Below are 1,719 nucleotides of genomic sequence, written 5' to 3'. Positions count from 1 at the left end.
CGGGGGGTGCCTCTGGGGGTGTCTCCTACGCCCACGGTGCCGGGTCCACCGCTCTCCTCGGTGACACCATCGGCGTCAACCTCGACCGGGCCGTGGCCCGTTGGGGCGCGCGGGAGGCGCTCGTCGACGTGCCGTCCGGGCGGCGCTGGACGTACGCCGAATTCGCCGCCGACGTCGAGGAGTTGGCGTGCGCGCTGCTCGCGAGCGGGGTCGGCGCGGGGGACCGGGTCGGGGTGTGGGCGGTCAACACCCCCGAGTGGGTGCTCGTGCAGTACGCGACCGCCAGGGTCGGCGCGGTCCTGGTCAACATCAACCCCGCGTACCGCACGCACGAGGTCGCCTACGTCCTCGACCAGGCCGGGGTCTCGCTGCTGTTCGCCTCGGTCGCGCACAAGGGCAGCGACTACCGGGCGATGATCGGGCACGTCAGGGGCCGGTGCCCCGACTTGAGGGAAGCCGTGTACTTCGGGGACCCCGGGTGGGCGGAGTTCGTCGCCCGCGGCGGACCCGTACCGCGCGGCGAACTCATCGCCCGCGAGGCCGAGTTGTCCTGCGACGACCCGGTCAACATCCAGTACACGTCCGGCACGACGGGGTTCCCCAAGGGCGCCACGCTCTCGCACCACAACATCCTCAACAACGGTTACTTCGTGGGGGAGTCGCTGGGGTACGACGAGCAGGACCGGATCTGCATACCCGTGCCCTTCTACCACTGCTTCGGCATGGTCATGGGCAACCTGGCGGCCACGTCGCACGGCGCCTGCATGGTCATCCCCGCCCCCTCCTTCGAGCCCGCCGCCACCCTCCACGCGGTCCAGCAGGAACGCTGCACGTCCCTCTACGGCGTACCGACCATGTTCATCGCGGAGTTGAACCTCCCCGATTTCGGGGCGTACGACCTCACGACTCTGCGCACCGGCATCATGGCCGGGTCCCCCTGCCCCGTCGAGGTCATGAAACGCGTCGTCGCCGAGATGCACATGGCCGAGGTCTCCATCTGCTACGGCATGACCGAGACGTCCCCGGTCTCCCTCCAGACCCGCCGCGACGACGACCTCGAACACCGCACGGCGACCGTGGGCCGGGTCCTCCCGCACATCGAGGTGAAGATCGTCGACCCCGCGACCGGCGTCACCCAACCCCGGGGCCGCGCGGGCGAGTTGTGCACGCGGGGCTACAGCGTGATGCTCGGCTACTGGAACGAGCCCGAGAAGACCGCCGAGGCCGTCGACGCCGGCCGCTGGATGCACACCGGCGACCTGGGCGTGATGCGCGAGGACGGCTACGTCGAGATCGTCGGCCGCATCAAGGACATGATCATCAGGGGCGGCGAGAACATCTACCCGCGCGAGATCGAGGAGTTCCTCTACGCCCACCCCAAGATCCGCGACGTCCAGATCGTCGGCGTCCCCCACGAGAAGTACGGCGAAGAGGTCCTCGCCTGCGTCATCCCCCACGACGCGGACGACCCCCCGACGCTGGACGAGATCCGCGGCTACTGCGCGGGCCGCCTCGCCCACTACAAGATCCCGGCCCGGGTGCGGATCCTGGACGCGTTCCCGATGACGGTGTCGGGAAAGGTCCGGAAGATCGAACTACGGGAGACGTACGGGGCATAGCCCCCTCGGGCCCCCTTGGGCCCCCTTGGGACTTTTTGGGCCCTTGGGACTTGGGAGCCCCCCTCCGCCCCTGGAGCACCGACGGCGCTCCAGGGGCGGA

At 69.9% G+C, this 1,719-nt stretch carries 1 protein-coding gene; it reads left to right on the top strand.

Annotation, left to right across the window (positions count from 1 at the left end; all coding sequences use genetic code 11):
• On the top strand, positions 1-1,619 hold a 1,619-nt coding region (locus AOK24_RS39035), incomplete at its 5' end, for an AMP-binding protein (RefSeq protein ID WP_055724671.1).
• Between the last annotated feature and the right edge of the window lie 100 nt (positions 1,620-1,719).

Source organism: Streptomyces niveiscabiei (assembly GCF_001419795.1).
GTDB classification, from domain to species: Bacteria; Actinomycetota; Actinomycetes; order Streptomycetales; family Streptomycetaceae; genus Streptomyces; species Streptomyces niveiscabiei.
Note: the sequence above shows the minus strand (reverse complement) of the source record. Positions and strands in the feature narration are given on the sequence as shown.